The organism is Kosakonia sp. H7A, assembly GCF_003028445.1.
GTDB classification, from domain to species: Bacteria; Pseudomonadota; Gammaproteobacteria; order Enterobacterales; family Enterobacteriaceae; genus Kosakonia; species Kosakonia radicincitans.
The window spans coordinates 18,720-35,999 of the sequence record NZ_PYTZ01000011.1 but is presented as its reverse complement, the minus strand read 5'-3'; the positions used below and the strand labels follow the sequence as shown (position 1 = coordinate 35,999).

Genomic DNA, 17,280 nt, shown 5'->3' with positions numbered 1-17,280 from the left:
AGGCGGCAGGATTACTCGTCGTGTTCTTCCCACGCCAGCGCGCGTTTAACGGCTTTTTTCCAGCCGCTGTAACGGTAGTTGCGCTCGGTGGTTTCGATGCCAGGGCGGAATTCGCGTTCGATGACCGCTTTTTCCTGCAATTCATCGAGATTCTGCCAGAAACCGACCGCCAGACCAGCAAGGTAGGCCGCGCCCAGCGCCGTCACTTCGCGCACTTCCGGGCGTTCTACGCGGGTGCCCAGAATGTCGGACTGGAACTGCATCAGGAAGTTGTTGGCCACCGCGCCGCCATCCACACGCAGCGCGTGTAAACGAATACCGGAGTCTGCCTGCATCGCTTCCAGAACGTCGCGCGTCTGGTAGGCGATCGATTCCAGCGTGGCGCGAATGATGTGGTTAGCGTTCACACCACGTGTCAGGCCGAAGATTGCGCCGCGTGCGTACGGGTCCCAGTATGGCGCGCCGAGGCCGGTAAAGGCAGGAACCACGTACACGCCGTTGGTGTCCTTCACTTTGGTAGCGAAATATTCAGAGTCGAATGCATCGCTGATCAGCTTCATTTCATCACGCAGCCACTGGATGGAAGCCCCCGCCATGAACACTGCGCCTTCCAGCGCGTAGTTCACTTCGCCTTTCGGGCCGCAGCCGATGGTGGTCAGCAGACCGTGCTCGGATTTCACCGCTTTCTCGCCGGTGTTCATCAGCATAAAACAGCCGGTGCCGTAGGTATTTTTCGCCATCCCTTCTTTCACGCACAGCTGACCAAACAGCGCGGCCTGCTGGTCACCGGCGATCCCGGCGATAGGAATACGCGTACCGCCTTTACCACCAATGTTGGTCTGACCGTACACTTCGGAGGATTTGCGCACTTCCGGCAGCATGGCGCGCGGGATATCCAGCGCATCCAGCATTTTGTCGTCCCAGTCCAGCGCGTGGATGTTGAACAGCATGGTACGCGAGGCGTTAGTGTAATCGGTCACGTGAACGCGGCCCTGCGTCATTTTCCAGATAAGCCAGGTATCTACGGTGCCGAACAGCAGTTCGCCGCGCTTCGCACGTTCACGGGAGCCTTCAACGTGATCGAGGATCCACTTCACTTTGGTGCCGGAGAAGTACGGGTCAATCACAAGGCCGGTGGTGTTGCGCACGTATTCTTCCATGCCATCGCGTTTGAGCTGCTCGCAAATCTCGGCGGTACGACGGCACTGCCAGACAATCGCGTTGTAGATCGGTTTGCCGGTTTCGCGTTCCCAGACGATGGCTGTTTCACGCTGGTTGGTAATACCGATGGCGGCGATTTCGTCGGAGTTGATGTCTGCCTTCGCTAACACTTCGACCAGCGTGGAGCTTTGCGATGCCCAGATTTCCATCGGATCATGCTCAACCCAGCCTGGCTTCGGGTAAATTTGTTCAAATTCGCGCTGTGAAACGCTGATGATGTTGGCGTCGTGATCCATCACAACCGCGCGGGAACTGGTAGTACCCTGGTCGAGCGCAACGATATATTTTTTGTCAGTCATGGTTAGAGTCCCGTAGTCACATTACAGCGAAGCTTTTTGTTGAGTCGTTGAGGCAGTGCCTTTTTCTTCCGCCGCCTCACTGGTTCCTGACGGCAGATGGCGGCCAATCAGTTTACGATAACCGAACGCACCGAGCGCCGCGCCTACGATCGGCCCGAACAGCGGGACGAGGAAGTAGGGAATATCTTTGCCGCCGGTAAAGGCGACGTCGCCCCAGCCTGCCAGCCAGGCGAAGGTTTTCGGGCCAATATCACGCGCCGGGTTCATGGCAAAGCCGGTCAGTGGCCCCATTGACGCGCCGATAACCGCAATCAGCAGACCAATCAGCAGGGGGGCCAGCGGCCCGCGTGGAATGCCATTGCCATCATCACCCAGCGCCATGATGACGCCCATCAGAACAGCGGTAATGACCATTTCAACTGCGAAAGCCTGCACAAAGTTGATGTGCGGGTTAGGGTAGGTTGAAAAGATACCTGCTAAATCAAGACTTTCGACGCTGCCGCGCACCATATTGTGCGTATGTTCGAAGTCGAGGAAAAGATTGTAGTAAAGCCCGTAAACAAGCGCCGCTGCGCAAAACGCGCCGGCAAACTGCGAAATGATGAAGGGAGCTACTTTGCGCCCGTCAAAACTGGCGAAGAGCCATAGTGCGATCGTTACCGCGGGGTTAAGATGCGCGCCGGAAACCCCTGCAGTCAGGTAGATGGCCATAGCCACGCCAAGACCCCAGATGATGCTGATTTCCCACTGGCCGAAGGTGGCACCTGCCACTTTCAGCGCTGCGACACACCCGACACCGAAAAAAATCAACAACCCGGTTCCGAGAAACTCGGCGATGCACTGGCCTTTTAAGGTTGATGTCTGACTCATAATCGGATCCTGCTAAAGAGTAATGGTTATTGTTAGCATGGGGCCAACGTCTCCCATGATGTCGTGTAGACATAGTGTTAATTTATCGTTAACGAGCAAAAACGAGAAATATCGAAATTAAAATGTGTGTACTGCGTCAATAAAATGAGCGTTTTCGCGCGAATTGGGGTGTTTTTGTACCATATCGAAATGTGAGCTGAATCATTTTTGTAACTTCACTCTTAACAATTTAGAGACGGGCACCGCTGTTGCACCAGGATGAGGACGAAAAGTGTTGCAAAGCGCAAACAGCGCGGCTCCGCGCTGGACAGGGGCTGGCGTGATTCATACAATCGGAGGCAAGCGAAATGCGCTCATTTTTATTAAGGCGTCGCCGGTATTAGGGACGAAGATTTACCTATCAACGCCTTGCAACTCAGGAGAGGTATGACAATGTCATTAGAAGTATTCGAGAAACTGGAAGCGAAAGTGCAGCAGGCGATTGATACCATCACGCTGTTGCAGATGGAAATCGAAGAGCTGAAAGAAAAGAACAATAGTCTGGCGCAGGACGTTCAGGCTGCACAGCATAGCCGCGAAGAGCTGGAGCGCGAAAACAACCAGCTGAAAGAGCAGCAGCATGGCTGGCAGGAGCGTTTGCAGGCGCTGCTGGGCCGCATGGAAGAAGTCTGATTACGCTTTATCTTTCACGGTGTTGGCTGCGCGCATTCACTCCGGTCAGGCTATCTGTGCTGCCGGGAATTCATTTGCTTGCCGCCTTGCTACAACATGAAATCGTTCGGATCGGATAAGCGAAGCGTTGTCTGACGCAAAAGAAGAAGGGCGCCTGATGGCGCCCTTTTTTTTACTCGATATCGAGGGGATCTTCGGAAAGGATAATGCCGGTATTGTCAGCATACAGATGGTCGCCAGAGAAGAAGGTGACGCCGCCGAAATTGACGCGCACGTCGCTTTCACCAATGCCTTCACCTGCTGCGCCAACCGGAATAGCGGCAATAGCCTGGATGCCGATATCCAGCTCTTCCAGATCGTCAACCTGGCGCACAGCACCATAAACCACAATGCCTTCCCACTCGTTTTGCACCGCAGTGCGTGCGAGATCGGCGTCGATTAACGCGCGACGCATAGAACCGCCGCCGTCGACCAGCAGGACGCGACCACGGCCATTTTGTTCGAGCAGATCGTACAGCAACCCGTTATCCTCGAAACATTTCACCGTGATGATTTGTCCGCCAAAAGACGACCGACCGCCAAAATTAGAGAATAGCGGCTCTACAACGTTGATCTCTTCCTGGTAGATGTCACAAAGCTCAGAAGTATCGTATTTCATAGGATTAACGTTCAGTTGATGCGAGAAACGTTAGTATATCGCGCATCCCGCACTGTTGGCAAAATCATCAATTGTTAATTGACATTAATCAGTTAAAGGTGTGTCTGGCTGAGAATTATTCCAATAACAAACAATAAGTTAGTAAGCAATGCGCCTTTTACCGTACGTTCAAGCATTGGCGGCATAGCGCGCGGATCGCGTTCGCGCAACACAAAGCGCGCTTGTTTGATAAGTAGCGGTGCTGCAAGGAGAAATAACCATCCCCACAGACTATGCAATGACAGCAGGTTGAACAGCGCCAGGCACAGCAGCGCGCCGATCAGCAAGCTGGCGTGATAACGGCGGGCGTTGATTGGCCCTAAACGCACCACCAGCGTGTTTTTGCCGTTCTCGCGGTCGCTGTTGATATCACGCAAGTTATTGATATTCAATACAGCAGTCGCCAGCAGGCCGCAGGCCGTGGCGGGCAGGATAACCGCCGGGATCAGCATATGCGTTTGTAGATACCAGCTTCCCATCACGCTCAGCCAGCCAAAGAAAATCAGCACTGAGATATCGCCAAGGCCGAGATAGCCATACGGGCGCTTACCAATGGTGTAGGTAATCGCCGCAATGATCGACAGGCCGCCGAGCACGAGGAAACCGATAAAATCCGCCAGCGTCTGGGTTGCTGCTGTCACCAGCAACAGCCCGGAAATGCAGCTCAGCACAATCACGATAATCAGCGCTCGTTTCATTTGCGCGAGTGAGATAGCACCTTTCTGCATACCGCGCAGCGGCCCAATGCGATCCGGTTTATCGCTGCCCTTCACTGCATCGCCGTAATCATTGGCAAGGTTGGAGAGGATTTGTAGCAGGCCAGCGGTGATCAATGCGAGCACGGCGACCAGCGGATCAAAATAACCCTGCCACCACGCCAGCACGGTGCCCACGACAATGGCCGCGAATGCCAGCGGTAATGTTTTAGGTCGCAGGCTTTCCAGCCAGGCCTGAGTAAGGCTCAGAGATTGCGTTTCGTTCATAAATTACGCCAACAAAAATGGGGGCATAAGCCCCCATCGAATGTGATGAAAACGTTGTGAACGGGATTATAGGATAAAACGGCTCAGATCTTCATCTGCCACTAAAGCATCAAGGTGCTTACTTACATAGTCGGCATCGATGATAATGGTCTTACCGCCCAGATCGCTGGCGTCGTAGGAGATGTCTTCCATCAGGCGTTCCAGCACGGTATGCAAACGGCGGGCGCCGATGTTTTCCGTGGTTTCGTTCACCTGCCAGGCTGCCTGCGCAATGCGTTTGATGCCGTCGTCAGTAAATTCGATATTCACGCCTTCGGTCGCCATCAGTGCTTTGTACTGTACCGTCACAGACGCGTTTGGCTCGGTCAGAATGCGCTCGAAATCTTCCGTCGTTAACGCCTTCAATTCAACGCGAATCGGCAGACGGCCCTGCAATTCCGGGATCAGATCCGACGGGCTGGCAACCTGGAACGCGCCGGAGGCGATAAACAGAATGTGATCGGTTTTCACCATGCCGTGCTTGGTTGAGACGGTGCAGCCTTCCACCAGCGGCAGCAGGTCGCGCTGTACACCTTCGCGGGAAACGTCCGGCCCGGAGGTATTGCCGCGCTTACAGATTTTGTCGATTTCGTCGATAAACACGATCCCGTGCTGCTCAACGGCTTCGATAGCGTCCTGTTTCAACTCTTCCGGGTTGACCAGCTTCGCGGCTTCTTCTTCAATCAGCAGCTTCATCGCGTCTTTAATTTTCAGCTTACGCGGTTTCTGCTTCTGCCCGCCCAGGTTCTGGAACATGGACTGCAACTGATTGGTCATCTCTTCCATGCCCGGAGGCGCCATGATCTCTACGCCCATCGGTGCAGCAGCGAGATCGATTTCAATCTCTTTATCGTCGAGCTGGCCTTCGCGCAGTTTTTTGCGGAAGGATTGGCGCGCAGCTGAAGGTTCAGCGGATTGCTCCGGTTGTCCCCAGTTGTTTTTCGCCGGTGGGATCAGTACGTCGAGAATACGCTCTTCGGCCAACTCTTCGGCGCGGTAGCGGTTTTTCTCGATCGACTGGATACGTACCATTTTCACTGCGGAATCGGTCAGATCGCGGATGATAGAATCCACTTCTTTCCCGACATAGCCCACTTCGGTGAACTTGGTCGCTTCAACTTTGATAAACGGCGCGTTAGCCAGTTTCGCCAGACGACGCGCAATTTCGGTTTTACCGACGCCGGTCGGGCCGATCATCAGAATATTTTTTGGTGTCACTTCGTGACGCAGCTCTTCATCAAGCTGCATACGGCGCCAGCGGTTACGCAAGGCGATTGCCACAGAACGCTTAGCCGCGTCCTGGCCGATAATATGTTTGTCCAGTTCGCTGACAATTTCGCGTGGGGTCATTTCAGACATGGGAGATCCTTACGCTTTAGAGGGTAATTCTTCGATGGTATGGAAGTGGTTGGTGTAAATGCAGATATCGCCTGCAATATCCAACGCCTTCTCAGCGATTTCACGCGCGCCAAGCTCGGTATTTTCCAGTAACGCACGGGCTGCGGCCTGGGCGTATGGCCCACCGGAACCGATAGCGATCAGGTCATTTTCCGGCTGAACCACATCACCATTACCGGTGATGATCAGCGACGCGTTCTCATCTGCCACCGCCAGCAGCGCTTCCAGCTTGCGCAGCATGCGATCGGTGCGCCAGTCCTTTGCCAGCTCGACAGCCGCTTTCACCAGATGGCCCTGGTGCATTTCCAGTTTGCGTTCGAAGAGTTCGAACAAAGTGAAGGCATCGGCCGTACCACCGGCAAAACCTGCGATAACTTTGTCGTTATACAGGCGGCGGACTTTTTTCACGTTGCCCTTCATTACGGTATTACCCAGTGTGGCCTGGCCATCACCGGCAATAACGACATGGCCGTTACGGCGTACGCTTACGATTGTTGTCACGAGCAGACCCCTTGGTTACAAATGCAGAATACAGCGCCCCGCACAGCGTACGGGGCAGAATGCAATTATAGATGGGGGGGATTTCGGGGGTTTCAACCCCCGGAGGCGAGACGGATACAGTTTGTATGACCCGCCATTTTCAGACGGCTAATGGTGGAATCAGCATTCTCTTTGCCTTTCACCGGGCCAAGTACCACGCGGTTCCAGCCGTTGTTGCTGGTGATACGTGAATCAAACCCTTCGAACGCCAGCTGGGCGCGAACGGTTTCTGCCTGCTCCTGGCCTTTAAACGAACCGCACTGGATCATCCAGCGGCGGTCATCTTTTTTCTCCGCCGTTTGCGTTTTCGGCGCTTCCGCCTCACGTGTTATCGGCGCAGCTTGCTGCGCTTTCGGCTGTGCTGCGGTGGTATGCGGCGGCGTTTGCAACAGATCCTGATACGGCTGCGATGTTGCGGCGGCTTTCGGCTGCTGCTGCGTTTGCGTCTGTGTTTGACGCGGCGCAGTGGCCGTTGTCCGCGCCGGTTGTTGCTGCACCGGTTGTTCCACCACACGCGTCTGCGTACGCGGCTGCTGTACCGGCTGCGTTTGCGTCCACTGCGGTTGTTGCTGCTGCTGAGCCTGGCGCTGGCGCTGCAACGTTTGCTGACGTTGTTCCGGCGTCTGTTCGTTCCACGGCACTTCATTAAGCTGCGTCGGCTGCTGGCGCATATCCGCCTGCATCTGCGCTAACAGCTGGCGCTGTTCATCTGTCAGTTGATCCGGGTTTTTCACTTCGCCGCCTGCAGAAGGTTCAGTAGGCGCAAGCACGCCTGGCTGACGGCTTTCCAGCTCTTTAATGTAGCGCCAGCGCTCTTCCGGCTTCGGCGGCAGGCCGTTACCGGTGACCTTTTGATTTTGTAGCGATTCGGATTCTTCTTTTTTGTGGTGCGTAATAAAGTACAGACCACCGATAAAGGCGACCAGCACGGCGGCCGCGATGGCGACCATGGCTGGAGAGACCGCAGACCTGCTGCGTTGCTTTTTCCTTGAGTTGCTCGCTTTTCGCCGCGCAGGAGCCGGCTGGCCGCGGCGTACATAATCTCGTTGTGCCACTATCGTTTCGCTGTATTTATATCGTTTATCAGCCCGCCATGTTACTTAAGCGACGGGCTTTTGACCAGAAGGGGGTGTCTTAAAGCCAGGTATTTACGTAATCGCCCGGGTACTGCCGCGCAGGATCAATTCGCAATCCAGCAGGCGCGATCCGCTATTGACGTTATGACCTTGCAGTTGTTCCAGCAGGAGCAGCATCGATTCCCGGCCAATTTCATAGCGCGGCTGCGCAACGGTGGTTAGCGGCGGGTCAGAGTACTCTGCCAGTGAAATGTTATCAAAACCGATAATCGATAAGTCGTCCGGTACTTTCAACCCCCGACGTTTGGCGAGCGACAGTGCACCCAGCGCCATAACGTCGCTATGGCAGAACACCGCCGTTGGCGGCTTGGGCAGCGCCAGAAGCTGTTCCAGCGCGTGCGCTCCGGCTTCAAAGGTAAAATTACCGCGCGCAATATAGTGCGGATCGACAGTCGTTCCTGAGCGGCGCAGCGCCTGCACATAACCCTGCAAGCGGTAGTGGCACAATGGCATCTCTTCCGGCCCGGCAATACAGCCAATCAGATGGTGCCCCTGTTCCTGTAGATAATTGACGGCGTTAAAAGCGGCGGTCAGGTTATCAATGTGTACGGTAGGCAGCTCCAGCTCAGGAGCAAATTCATTCGCCATGACCATCGGCGGCAAATTGCGCTGCTCTTCAATACTGGCGTCGAACGGCAGGCGTGAACCTAACAGCAGCATGCCGTCGATTTGCTTGGTAATGATCAGATCGATAAAGGTTTTTTCTTGCTGATTCTGGTGGGCGCAGTCGCCAATCAGTACCAGATAGCCGTGTTCGGCTGCGGTAACTTCGATACCGCGAATGATTTCGCTGAAAAAGGGATCGCAGATATCCGGCACAATCACCAACAAAGTGCGGGATTCGTTTCGCTTGACGTTACGTCCCATCGACTGGGGTAAATAACCCACTTCCATGGCGGCTTGCTCAACCCGATTACGGGTCGTCTGCGACACTTTTTCCGGATTCATTAATGCACGGGATACGGTTGCCGTAGAAACCTTTGCTTTCATGGCAACATCTTTCATGGTCGCTGCTGCAACCTGATTTTTGGGTTTCAACTTGTTCTCCTCGCATGCACGGCGCAAGCGTAGTCACATTTTTATCAGATAGTTAGGCGCAGCGGTTACAGAATTTTCATGAAAAGTGTGATGAAAGTTGAATTTTATGCCGCCGATCGCAACCTCAACTCTCAATGGGATCGACATCCAGCACCCATTTAACCCGCCGTGCATCGGGCAGCGTGTTAATCAATGCCAGCGCGCCGCTGACAATATGTTGTAAGCGAATGCGGGAAGGGTGTTGCAGCAGGATCTGCCAGCGATAGCGTCCGGCGCGCTTCGCTGCCAGCGCCGGAACCGGGCCGAGGATCCACAATTGATTATCCGCCAGCGGGCTGGCTTGCAGTAAGTTTTTCAACTGTTGCAGGAACAGCGGAGCGAACTGATTGTTCTGATCTTCTGCGCGGATCAACACGTGGCTGGTCCACGGCGGCAGTTGCAGCGTTTGCCGTTCGGCCAGCGCCTGTTCTGCAAAGGTGTCATAACCTTTATGCAGCAAAGTTTGCAGCAAAGGATGCTCAGGATGGTGGGTTTGCAGCACCACTTCGCCCTGCTTTCCGGCGCGCCCGGCGCGGCCCGACACCTGGGTATAGAGCTGAGCGAACCGTTCCGCCGCACGGAAATCCGCAGAAAAGAGTGCGCCATCGACATCCAGCAAGGCAACCAACGTCACATCCGGAAAGTGATGGCCTTTCGCCAGCATCTGCGTGCCAATCAGGAGCCGCGCGCCGCCGCGATGAACTTCCGCCAGGTGCTGCTCCAACGCGCCTTTGCGGCTGGTGGTATCGCGGTCAATGCGCGACACCGGCACGCCAGGGAACAGCGGCGCAAGCGCCTGTTCCAGTTGCTCAGTTCCTAAACCGACGGGCAGCAGGTGCGTGGAACCGCAGGAGGGGCACTGGCGCGGTACCGGGCGCTGGCTATCGCAATGGTGGCAGCGCAAATGCTGCTGCGCCTGGTGAAAGGTGTAGTAGTGATCGCAACGCGGGCACTCTGCTATCCAGCCGCAGTCATGGCACAGCAGTGCCGGAGCGAACCCCCGGCGGTTAAGAAACAGAATTACCTGGTTGCCTGCCTGCAAATGCTGGCGCATGCGGTTGATGAGCGCGGGCGCTAATCCGGCCTGCAACTGCTGGCCTTTCATATCCAGAACATGTTGTGTTGCCGGGCGCGCGCTACCGGCGCGGCGCGTCAGGCGCAGCAGTCGGTATTTTCGCGCCCGCACATTATATAAGGTCTCCAGCGCGGGAGTCGCTGAGCCGAGAATGATGGGGATCTGTTCGCTATGGGCGCGATAGACCGCCAGATCCCGCGCGTGATAGCGCCAGCCTTCCTGCTGTTTATAGGAGCTGTCGTGCTCTTCATCGATAACGATCACGCCGAGGTTTTTAAACGGTGTGAACAGCGATGAGCGCGTGCCGATAACAATTGCCGCCTCGCCGTTTTTCGCTTTTTGCCATGTGGTAAGACGTTCACTGTCGTTCAGGCCTGAATGCAGCACTTCGACCGGCGCGTTAAAGCGCTCGCGAAAACGGGCGATGGTTTGCGGCGTCAGGCCAATCTCCGGCACCATCACCAGTGCCTGTTTCCCCTGCGCCAGCACATTTTCCAGTACGCTTAAATAGACTTCGGTCTTACCGGAACCCGTGACGCCTGCCAGCAGCCAGGCAGAGAATTGATCGGCCGCGCTGTGAATCGCGCCGACGGCAGTGGCCTGCTCTGTGTTCAGCCGCAGCCTGTCGCCGCTGACGGAGAACTGGCTGCGCCAGTCGCTGAACGTCGGCGTTTCGCTGCTCATCTCCGCCAGCCCTTTGGCGCGCAGCGCCTGCAGAGTGACGCTTTTCAGATCCAGCGCTGCCAACTGGTGCTGCCAGATTTTACCTTTACGCAGAGCCGAAAGCGCCTGCTGCTGCTTTGCCGACTTTACGCGATTAATGTCCGTCGCCTGGCCCTGCTCAGTGGCGAACCAGTAGCCCTGAAACTCTGCGCTGGCAGTTTTTGTCTGGCGTAACAGAACGGGAAGGGCGTTGAACAGCACATCGCCAATCGGATGATGGTAATAGTCAACTGCCCATAACAACAGACGCCAGACGGCGGGTGAAAACGCGGGCTCGCTGTCGAGCACTTCTTCTACCTGCTTCAGCTCGGTAAGCGGCAGCTCGCTTTTATCGCTGACCGCCACCACAATGCCAACGCGTTGCTGAGTACCGAACGGCACGCGCACGCGACAACCTGCGCGGGCGATCATGTCGTCCGGCAACAGATAATCAAAGGTGCGGGGCAAGGGTACAGACAGCGCAACGTGGGCGACGGGCATCTCATCTTCCTGACTTGAAAACTGGCGGGTTAGTATACACATTGTTGCTACGGACGAGCGGATCAGTTTGCATGTGCTGGTTAATTTCTGTATGATTCGCCGCCTTTAGTGCGGATTTAGCGCGCCAAAGATACACTTATTATTTAACTCGCGTGGTGTCTGGCGTTAGGGCTGGAAGAGCGACGCGGCCTTAAACTGAGGTTTCCCATGAAAAAAGGTATTCACCCGAATTACGTTGCGATTACTGCAACCTGTTCTTGCGGTAATGTGATCAAAACCCACTCCACCGTGGGCCACGACCTGAACCTGGACGTGTGCGGCAAATGCCACCCGTTCTTTACTGGTAAACAACGTGTTGTTGATACCGGTGGTCGTGTTGAGCGTTTCAACAAACGCTTCAGCATCCCGGGCAGCAAATAAGTTGCCAAAGAAAAAAGCGCCGCGAGGCGCTTTTTTTGTCTCTGCCGTTTGCCGGAGGGGGATATTTTTGTGAAATGAATCACGAAAATATTGTTCTGATTAAAAAACGCACCTATTCTTTTCGCCATTCCAGTCCTGTGAACAGAGCAAAAAAGAGGCGTGAGATGCTGACGGCAATGAAAAATGTATTTATGTCTTACCTGCTTTCTCTCGCAGAAGTGCACCCGGAAGTGACGCGCTTCTGATTGGGCAGCTGACATAAGCAAAAAGGGCGGAAGATATCTTCCGCCCTTTTGTTTTGAATCAGTATTCCCATGTATCCGGGTCGATGCCCAGTTCACGCATAATCACTTTTGCCTCTTCCGGGATTTCATCACTGCGCTCTTTGCGCAGATCTTCATCGTTCGGCAGAGGCTGACCGGTGAACGCGTGCAGGAATGCCTCGCACAGCAGCTCGCTGTTGGTGGCGTGACGCAGGTTGTTCACCTGACGACGGGTACGTTCATCGGTGAGGATTTTTAACACCTTAAGAGGAATGGAAACCGTAATTTTCTTTACTTGCTCACTCTTCTTGCCGTGCTCAGCGTATGGGCTGATATATTCGCCGCTCCATTCAGCCATGAGATACCTTTAATCCTCTCAGTCATTAGTCTAAACCCGGGCGAGCCCAGGCCGTAATCCCGCGTAGTTTACCGTAGAGTCATCACAGTGACACGGTGTATCGCTCTGCGCGCCCACACTAAAGCATATAATTTTAACGGCTATTGCGCGTTTGCTCAATCTATACGCAAAGAAGTTTAGATGTCCAGATGTATTGACGTCTATCTATTCAATGTTTACTCTGTGGTCAGATTTTTCATCCATTAAGCCAGGAAGCCTTCACCATGACGCGTAAACAGGCCACCATTGCAGTGCGTAGCGGATTGAACGATGACGAGCAGTATGGCTGCGTTGTCCCGCCAATTCACCTCTCCAGTACCTATAATTTCACCGGTTTTAATGAACCCCGCGCGCATGACTACTCGCGTCGCGGTAACCCCACGCGCGATGTGGTACAGCGCGCGCTGGCGGAGCTGGAAGGGGGCGCTGGCGCGGTGTTGACCAATACCGGCATGTCGGCGATTCATCTGGTGACCACGGTTTTCCTCAAGCCTGGCGATCTGCTGGTTGCACCGCATGATTGCTACGGCGGCAGCTATCGCCTGTTCGACAGTCTGGCGAAACGCGGTTGCTATCGGGTGAAATTCGTCGATCAGGGCGATGAACAGGCACTGAAAGCGGCGCTGGCGGAAAAACCGAAACTGGTGCTGGTAGAAAGTCCAAGCAACCCATTGTTGCGCGTCGTGGATATTGCGAAAATCTGCCAACTGGCGCGTGAAGCGGGCGCAGTTAGCGTCGTTGATAACACCTTCTTAAGCCCGGCGTTGCAAAATCCGCTGGCGCTGGGTGCCGATTTGGTACTGCACTCCTGCACAAAATACCTCAACGGTCATTCCGATGTGGTGGCGGGTGTGGTGATTGCAAAAGACGCGGAGACTGTCACCGAACTGGCATGGTGGGCGAATAATATTGGCGTCACCGGTAGCGCCTTCGACAGCTATTTGCTGTTGCGCGGGCTGCGCACGTTGTCGCCGCGTATGGAAGTGGCGCAGCGTAACGCACAGGCGATTGTCGATTTCCTGCAAACTCAGCCGCTGGTGAAAAAGCTTTACCACCCGTCTCTGCCGGATAATCAGGGGCATGAGATTGCTGCGCGTCAACAAAAAGGCTTTGGCGCGATGTTAAGTTTTGAACTGGATGGCGGCGAGCAAACGTTGCGTCGTTTCCTGAGCGGTTTGTCACTGTTTACTCTGGCGGAATCATTAGGTGGGGTAGAAAGTTTAATCTCCCACGCCGCCACCATGACGCACGCAGGTATGGCACCGGAAGCGCGCGCCGCTGCCGGGATCTCGGAAACGTTGTTGCGTATCTCGACCGGTATTGAAGATAGTGAAGATTTAATTGCCGATCTGGAAAATGGCTTCCGGGTCGCAGCTGAGGGGTAAACATGAGTGTGATTGCGCAGGCAGGGACGAAGGCTCGTCAGCTGCACAAATTTGGTGGCAGTAGTCTGGCGGATGTGAAGTGTTACCTCCGCGTTGCAGGGATCATGGCGGAGTATTCACAACCGGGCGACATGATGGTTGTCTCCGCCGCAGGCAGCACCACCAACCAGCTGATCAACTGGCTGAAATTAAGCCAGACTGACAGGCTCTCTGCGCATCAGGTTCAGCAATCCCTGCGTCGTTATCAAAGTGACTTGATTGGCGGGCTGTTGCCCGCCGATGTGGCCGATGGCCTGACCAGCGAATTTATCCACGATCTGGAATATCTGGCGGCGCTACTCGACGGCGGCATTACCGACGCGGTTTACGCGGAAGTGGTCGGCCACGGTGAAATCTGGTCGGCGCGCTTGATGGCCGCCGTACTTAATCAGCAAGGCCTTGATGCGGCCTGGCTGGATGCCCGCGATTTTCTGCGTGCCGAGCGTTCGGCGCAGCCGCAGGTGAACGAAGGGGCGTCTTATCCCCTTTTGCAGCAAAAGCTGGCGCAACATCCAGGCAAACGCATTGTTGTCACCGGTTTTATCAGCCGTAATGAGGCGGGTGAAACGGTGCTGCTGGGGCGTAACGGCTCTGACTATTCAGCAACGCAGATTGGCGCGCTGGGCGATGTTTCCCGCGTCACCATCTGGAGCGACGTGGCCGGTGTCTATAGCGCCGACCCGCGCAAAGTGAAAGATGCCTGTCTGCTGCCGCTGCTGCGTCTCGATGAAGCCAGCGAACTGGCGCGTCTTGCCGCTCCGGTACTGCATGCCCGCACGCTGCAACCGGTCTCCGGCAGCAATATCGATCTGCAATTGCGCTGTAGCTATAACCCGGATCAAGGCTCTACGCGGATTGAACGCGTACTGGCATCCGGCACTGGCGCGCGCATCGTGACCAGTCACGATGATGTCTGTTTGATTGAGTTTATCGTTCCGGCCGGGCAGGATTTTAAACTGGCGCAAAAAGAGATCGATCTGCTCCTCAAACGCGCGCAGGCGCGTCCGCTGGCGGTGGGCGCTCATGCCGACCGTAATCTGCTGCAACTCTGCTACACCTCGGAAGTGGTCGACAGCGTCTTTAAACTGCTGGATGAAGCCGGTCTGCCGGGTGAATTACGCCTGCGTCAGGGGCTGGCGCTGGTGGCGATGGTCGGTGCTGGCGTATGCCGTAACCCGTTGCACAGCCACCGTTTCTGGCAGCAACTGAAAGGCCAGCCGGTTGAGTTTATCTGGCAGTCCGACGAAGGTATCAGCCTGGTCGCTGTACTGCGCGTTGGCCCGACCGAGAGCCTGATTCAGGGGCTGCACCAGTCGCTGTTCCGCGCGGAAAAACGAATCGGTCTGATGCTGTTCGGCAAGGGAAATATCGGCTCCCGCTGGCTGGAGTTGTTCTCCCGCGAGCAGAGCGCGCTTTCGGCGCGTACCGGGTTTGAATTTGTGCTGGCCGGCGTGGTGGATAGCCGCCGTAGCCTGCTGAATTACGATGGGCTGGATGCCAGCCGTGCGCTGGCTTTCTTCAATGATGAAGCCGTCGAGCAGGATGAAGAGTCGCTGTTCCTGTGGATGCGCGCTCACCCGTATGACGACCTGGTCGTACTGGATGTGACCGCCAGCGAGCAACTGGCCGGGCAGTATCTGGATTTCGCCAGCCACGGTTTTCATGTGATCAGCGCCAACAAACTGGCCGGGGCGAGCACGACCAATAATTATCGCCAGATCCACGATGCGTTTGAAAAGACGGGTCGTCACTGGCTGTACAACGCTACCGTCGGCGCCGGATTGCCGGTTAACCATACGGTGCGCGATCTGCGCGATAGCGGCGATGCGATTCTGGCGATCAGCGGTATCTTCTCCGGCACCCTCTCCTGGTTGTTCCTGCAATTCGACGGTACTGTGCCGTTTACCGACCTGGTCGATCAGGCGTGGCAGCAGGGGCTGACTGAGCCGGATCCGCGTGTCGATCTCGCCGGTAAAGATGTGATGCGCAAGCTGGTGATCCTCGCCCGTGAAGCCGGTTATGACATCGAACCTGAGCAGGTTCGCGTGGAATCGCTGGTGCCACCGCATTGTGAAGAAGGTTCGGTGGATCACTTCTTCGAAAACGGCGACGAACTGAATGAACAGATGGTACAGCGGCTGGAAGCCGCCAGTGAAATGGGCCTTGTGCTGCGTTATGTTGCGCGTTTCGATGCGAACGGCAAAGCACGTGTAGGCGTGGAAGCGGTCCGTCCGGAGCATCCGCTGGCGGCGGTTCTGCCGGGTGATAACGTCTTCGCCATTGAAAGCCGCTGGTATCGCGATAATCCGCTGGTCATTCGCGGGCCGGGCGCAGGGCGTGATGTCACCGCTGGCGCTATCCAGTCAGATATCAACCGTCTGGCGCAATTGCTGTAATCTTCTCTTCACCCTCTCCCCGGCGGGGAGAGGGCATTACATCCCGCATCATGAACTTTTTTCATCTTCGCTGAACATTCCTCACTCAGAATAATGATTTTCCGGTTGACGGCCTGTGCAAATTCCGTCATTTTTACATCTGGACGTCTAAACGTATAGAAGTTCACAAACAACAGACAATGACATGCGATTGATGAGGTAAGGTATGAGCTTTTTTCACGCCAACCAGCGGGAAGCCCTGAATCAAAGCCTGGCGGAAGTACATGGCCAGATTAATGTTTCCTTTGAATTTTTCCCGCCGCGCACCAGTGAAATGGAACAAACCTTATGGAACTCCATCGATCGCCTGAGCAGCCTGAAGCCAAAATTCGTTTCAGTGACTTACGGCGCGAACTCCGGCGAGCGCGACCGTACTCACAGCATAATCAAAGGCATCAAAGAGCGCACCGGCCTGGAAGCCGTACCGCATCTGACCTGCATTGACGCCACCCGCGATGAACTGCGCGCGATCGCGCGGGATTACTGGAATAACGGCATCCGCCATATCGTGGCGCTGCGCGGGGATTTACCGCCGGGCGGCGGTAAGCCGGATATGTATGCCGCCGATCTGGTGACGCTGTTAAAAGAGGTTGCCGATTTCGATATCTCTGTTGCCGCCTACCCGGAAGTACACCCGGAAGCGAAGAGCGCGCAGGCGGATCTGCTCAACCTTAAGCGCAAGGTGGATGCCGGCGCCAGCCGTGCAATCACCCAGTTCTTTTTTGATGTGGAAAGCTACCTGCGCTTTCGCGATCGCTGCGCGGCGACCGGCATTGATGTGGAGATCGTTCCGGGTATTCTGCCGGTTTCCAACTTCAAGCAGGCGAAAAAATTCGCTGATATGACCAACGTACGTATTCCGGCGTGGATGTCGCAAATGTTCGACGGTCTGGATGATGACGCCGAGACCCGCAAGCTGGTGGGAGCAAATATCGCGATGGATATGGTGAAGATTTTGAGCCGCGAAGGGGTGAAGGATTTCCACTTCTACACGCTGAACCGCGCGGAAATGAGCTACGCGATTTGCCACACGCTGGGCGTTCGCCCCGGCGTCTAACCTGAAATAAAAAGCCCGGAACAACCGTTCCGGGCTTTTGCTTTACAGGCCCGGTGGATATTCGCTCTACCGGG

The 17,280-nt window shown here is 55.4% G+C and carries 16 protein-coding genes; 6 read left to right on the top strand and 10 right to left on the bottom strand.

All coding sequences use genetic code 11. The features are described 5' to 3' along the window. Positions 1–11: 11 nt before the first annotated feature. Both glpK and CWM66_RS24550 read right to left on the bottom strand, forming a co-directional pair. The gene (gene glpK, locus CWM66_RS24555; RefSeq protein ID WP_007369233.1) at positions 12–1,520 is read right to left on the bottom strand and encodes a glycerol kinase GlpK; all 1,509 of its coding nucleotides are present in this window, start codon (positions 1,518–1,520) and stop codon (positions 12–14) included. A 21-nt stretch (positions 1,521–1,541) separates the two neighbouring features. After that, positions 1,542–2,390, bottom strand: coding sequence for an MIP/aquaporin family protein (locus tag CWM66_RS24550; protein WP_079517136.1), 849 nt, complete (start codon positions 2,388–2,390; stop codon positions 1,542–1,544). 426 nt (positions 2,391–2,816) lie between these two features. Here CWM66_RS24550 and zapB point away from each other — a divergent pair, with 426 nt between their 5' ends. Then, positions 2,817–3,062 carry a septal ring assembly protein ZapB gene (gene zapB / locus CWM66_RS24545; protein WP_007369231.1) on the top strand — a complete coding sequence of 82 codons (246 nt, stop codon included), beginning with the start codon at positions 2,817–2,819 and terminating at the stop codon, positions 3,060–3,062. 172 nt (positions 3,063–3,234) lie between these two features. On the opposite strand, the gene rraA is transcribed toward zapB, so the two are convergent. From rraA to priA, 7 genes are all read right to left on the bottom strand, one after another. Further along, positions 3,235–3,720, bottom strand: coding sequence for a ribonuclease E activity regulator RraA (gene rraA / locus CWM66_RS24540; RefSeq protein ID WP_007369230.1), 486 nt, complete (start codon positions 3,718–3,720; stop codon positions 3,235–3,237). A gap of 92 nt (positions 3,721–3,812) precedes the next feature. Then, positions 3,813–4,742 carry a 1,4-dihydroxy-2-naphthoate polyprenyltransferase gene (gene menA, locus CWM66_RS24535; protein WP_107147437.1) on the bottom strand — a complete coding sequence of 310 codons (930 nt, stop codon included), beginning with the start codon at positions 4,740–4,742 and terminating at the stop codon, positions 3,813–3,815. A 66-nt stretch (positions 4,743–4,808) separates the two neighbouring features. After that, on the bottom strand, positions 4,809–6,140 hold the full coding sequence (gene hslU / locus CWM66_RS24530) for an HslU--HslV peptidase ATPase subunit (protein WP_007369228.1): 1,332 nt from the start codon (positions 6,138–6,140) through the stop codon (positions 4,809–4,811). 9 nt (positions 6,141–6,149) lie between these two features. Further along, a complete protein-coding gene (hslV, locus tag CWM66_RS24525; RefSeq protein WP_007369227.1) occupies positions 6,150–6,680 on the bottom strand; it encodes an ATP-dependent protease subunit HslV in 531 nt (176 codons plus the stop codon). Positions 6,681–6,772: 92 nt separating this feature from the next. Further along, entirely contained in the window at positions 6,773–7,774 is a 1,002-nt protein-coding gene (gene ftsN, locus CWM66_RS24520; protein ID WP_035889181.1) for a cell division protein FtsN, read from the bottom strand. 93 nt (positions 7,775–7,867) lie between these two features. Continuing rightward, positions 7,868–8,893 carry a DNA-binding transcriptional regulator CytR gene (gene cytR, locus CWM66_RS24515; protein WP_071921766.1) on the bottom strand — a complete coding sequence of 342 codons (1,026 nt, stop codon included), beginning with the start codon at positions 8,891–8,893 and terminating at the stop codon, positions 7,868–7,870. A gap of 124 nt (positions 8,894–9,017) precedes the next feature. Next, entirely contained in the window at positions 9,018–11,210 is a 2,193-nt protein-coding gene (priA, locus tag CWM66_RS24510; RefSeq protein WP_071921767.1) for a primosomal protein N', read from the bottom strand. Between the two features lie 207 nt (positions 11,211–11,417). On the opposite strand from priA, the gene rpmE reads away from it, so the two are divergent. After that, a complete protein-coding gene (rpmE, locus tag CWM66_RS24505; RefSeq protein ID WP_007369223.1) occupies positions 11,418–11,630 on the top strand; it encodes a 50S ribosomal protein L31 in 213 nt (70 codons plus the stop codon). A gap of 35 nt (positions 11,631–11,665) precedes the next feature. After that, on the top strand, positions 11,666–11,875 hold the full coding sequence (locus tag CWM66_RS28820; RefSeq protein WP_143091392.1) for a hypothetical protein: 210 nt from the start codon (positions 11,666–11,668) through the stop codon (positions 11,873–11,875). Positions 11,876–11,933: 58 nt separating this feature from the next. Here CWM66_RS28820 and metJ read toward each other — a convergent pair whose 3' ends face one another. Further along, positions 11,934–12,251, bottom strand: coding sequence for a met regulon transcriptional regulator MetJ (gene metJ, locus CWM66_RS24500; RefSeq protein ID WP_007369220.1), 318 nt, complete (start codon positions 12,249–12,251; stop codon positions 11,934–11,936). Between the two features lie 263 nt (positions 12,252–12,514). On the opposite strand from metJ, the gene metB reads away from it, so the two are divergent. The 3 genes from metB to metF all read left to right on the top strand — a co-directional run bounded on the left by metB (position 12,515) and on the right by metF (position 17,206). After that, the gene (gene metB, locus CWM66_RS24495) at positions 12,515–13,675 is read left to right on the top strand and encodes a cystathionine gamma-synthase (protein ID WP_007369219.1); all 1,161 of its coding nucleotides are present in this window, start codon (positions 12,515–12,517) and stop codon (positions 13,673–13,675) included. 2 nt (positions 13,676–13,677) lie between these two features. Then, on the top strand, positions 13,678–16,110 hold the full coding sequence (locus CWM66_RS24490; RefSeq protein WP_107147435.1) for a bifunctional aspartate kinase/homoserine dehydrogenase II: 2,433 nt from the start codon (positions 13,678–13,680) through the stop codon (positions 16,108–16,110). A 205-nt stretch (positions 16,111–16,315) separates the two neighbouring features. Next, positions 16,316–17,206: a methylenetetrahydrofolate reductase gene (gene metF, locus CWM66_RS24485; protein WP_071921768.1), complete on the top strand. Its 891-nt coding sequence runs from the start codon at positions 16,316–16,318 to the stop codon at positions 17,204–17,206. Positions 17,207–17,280: the final 74 nt, after the last annotated feature.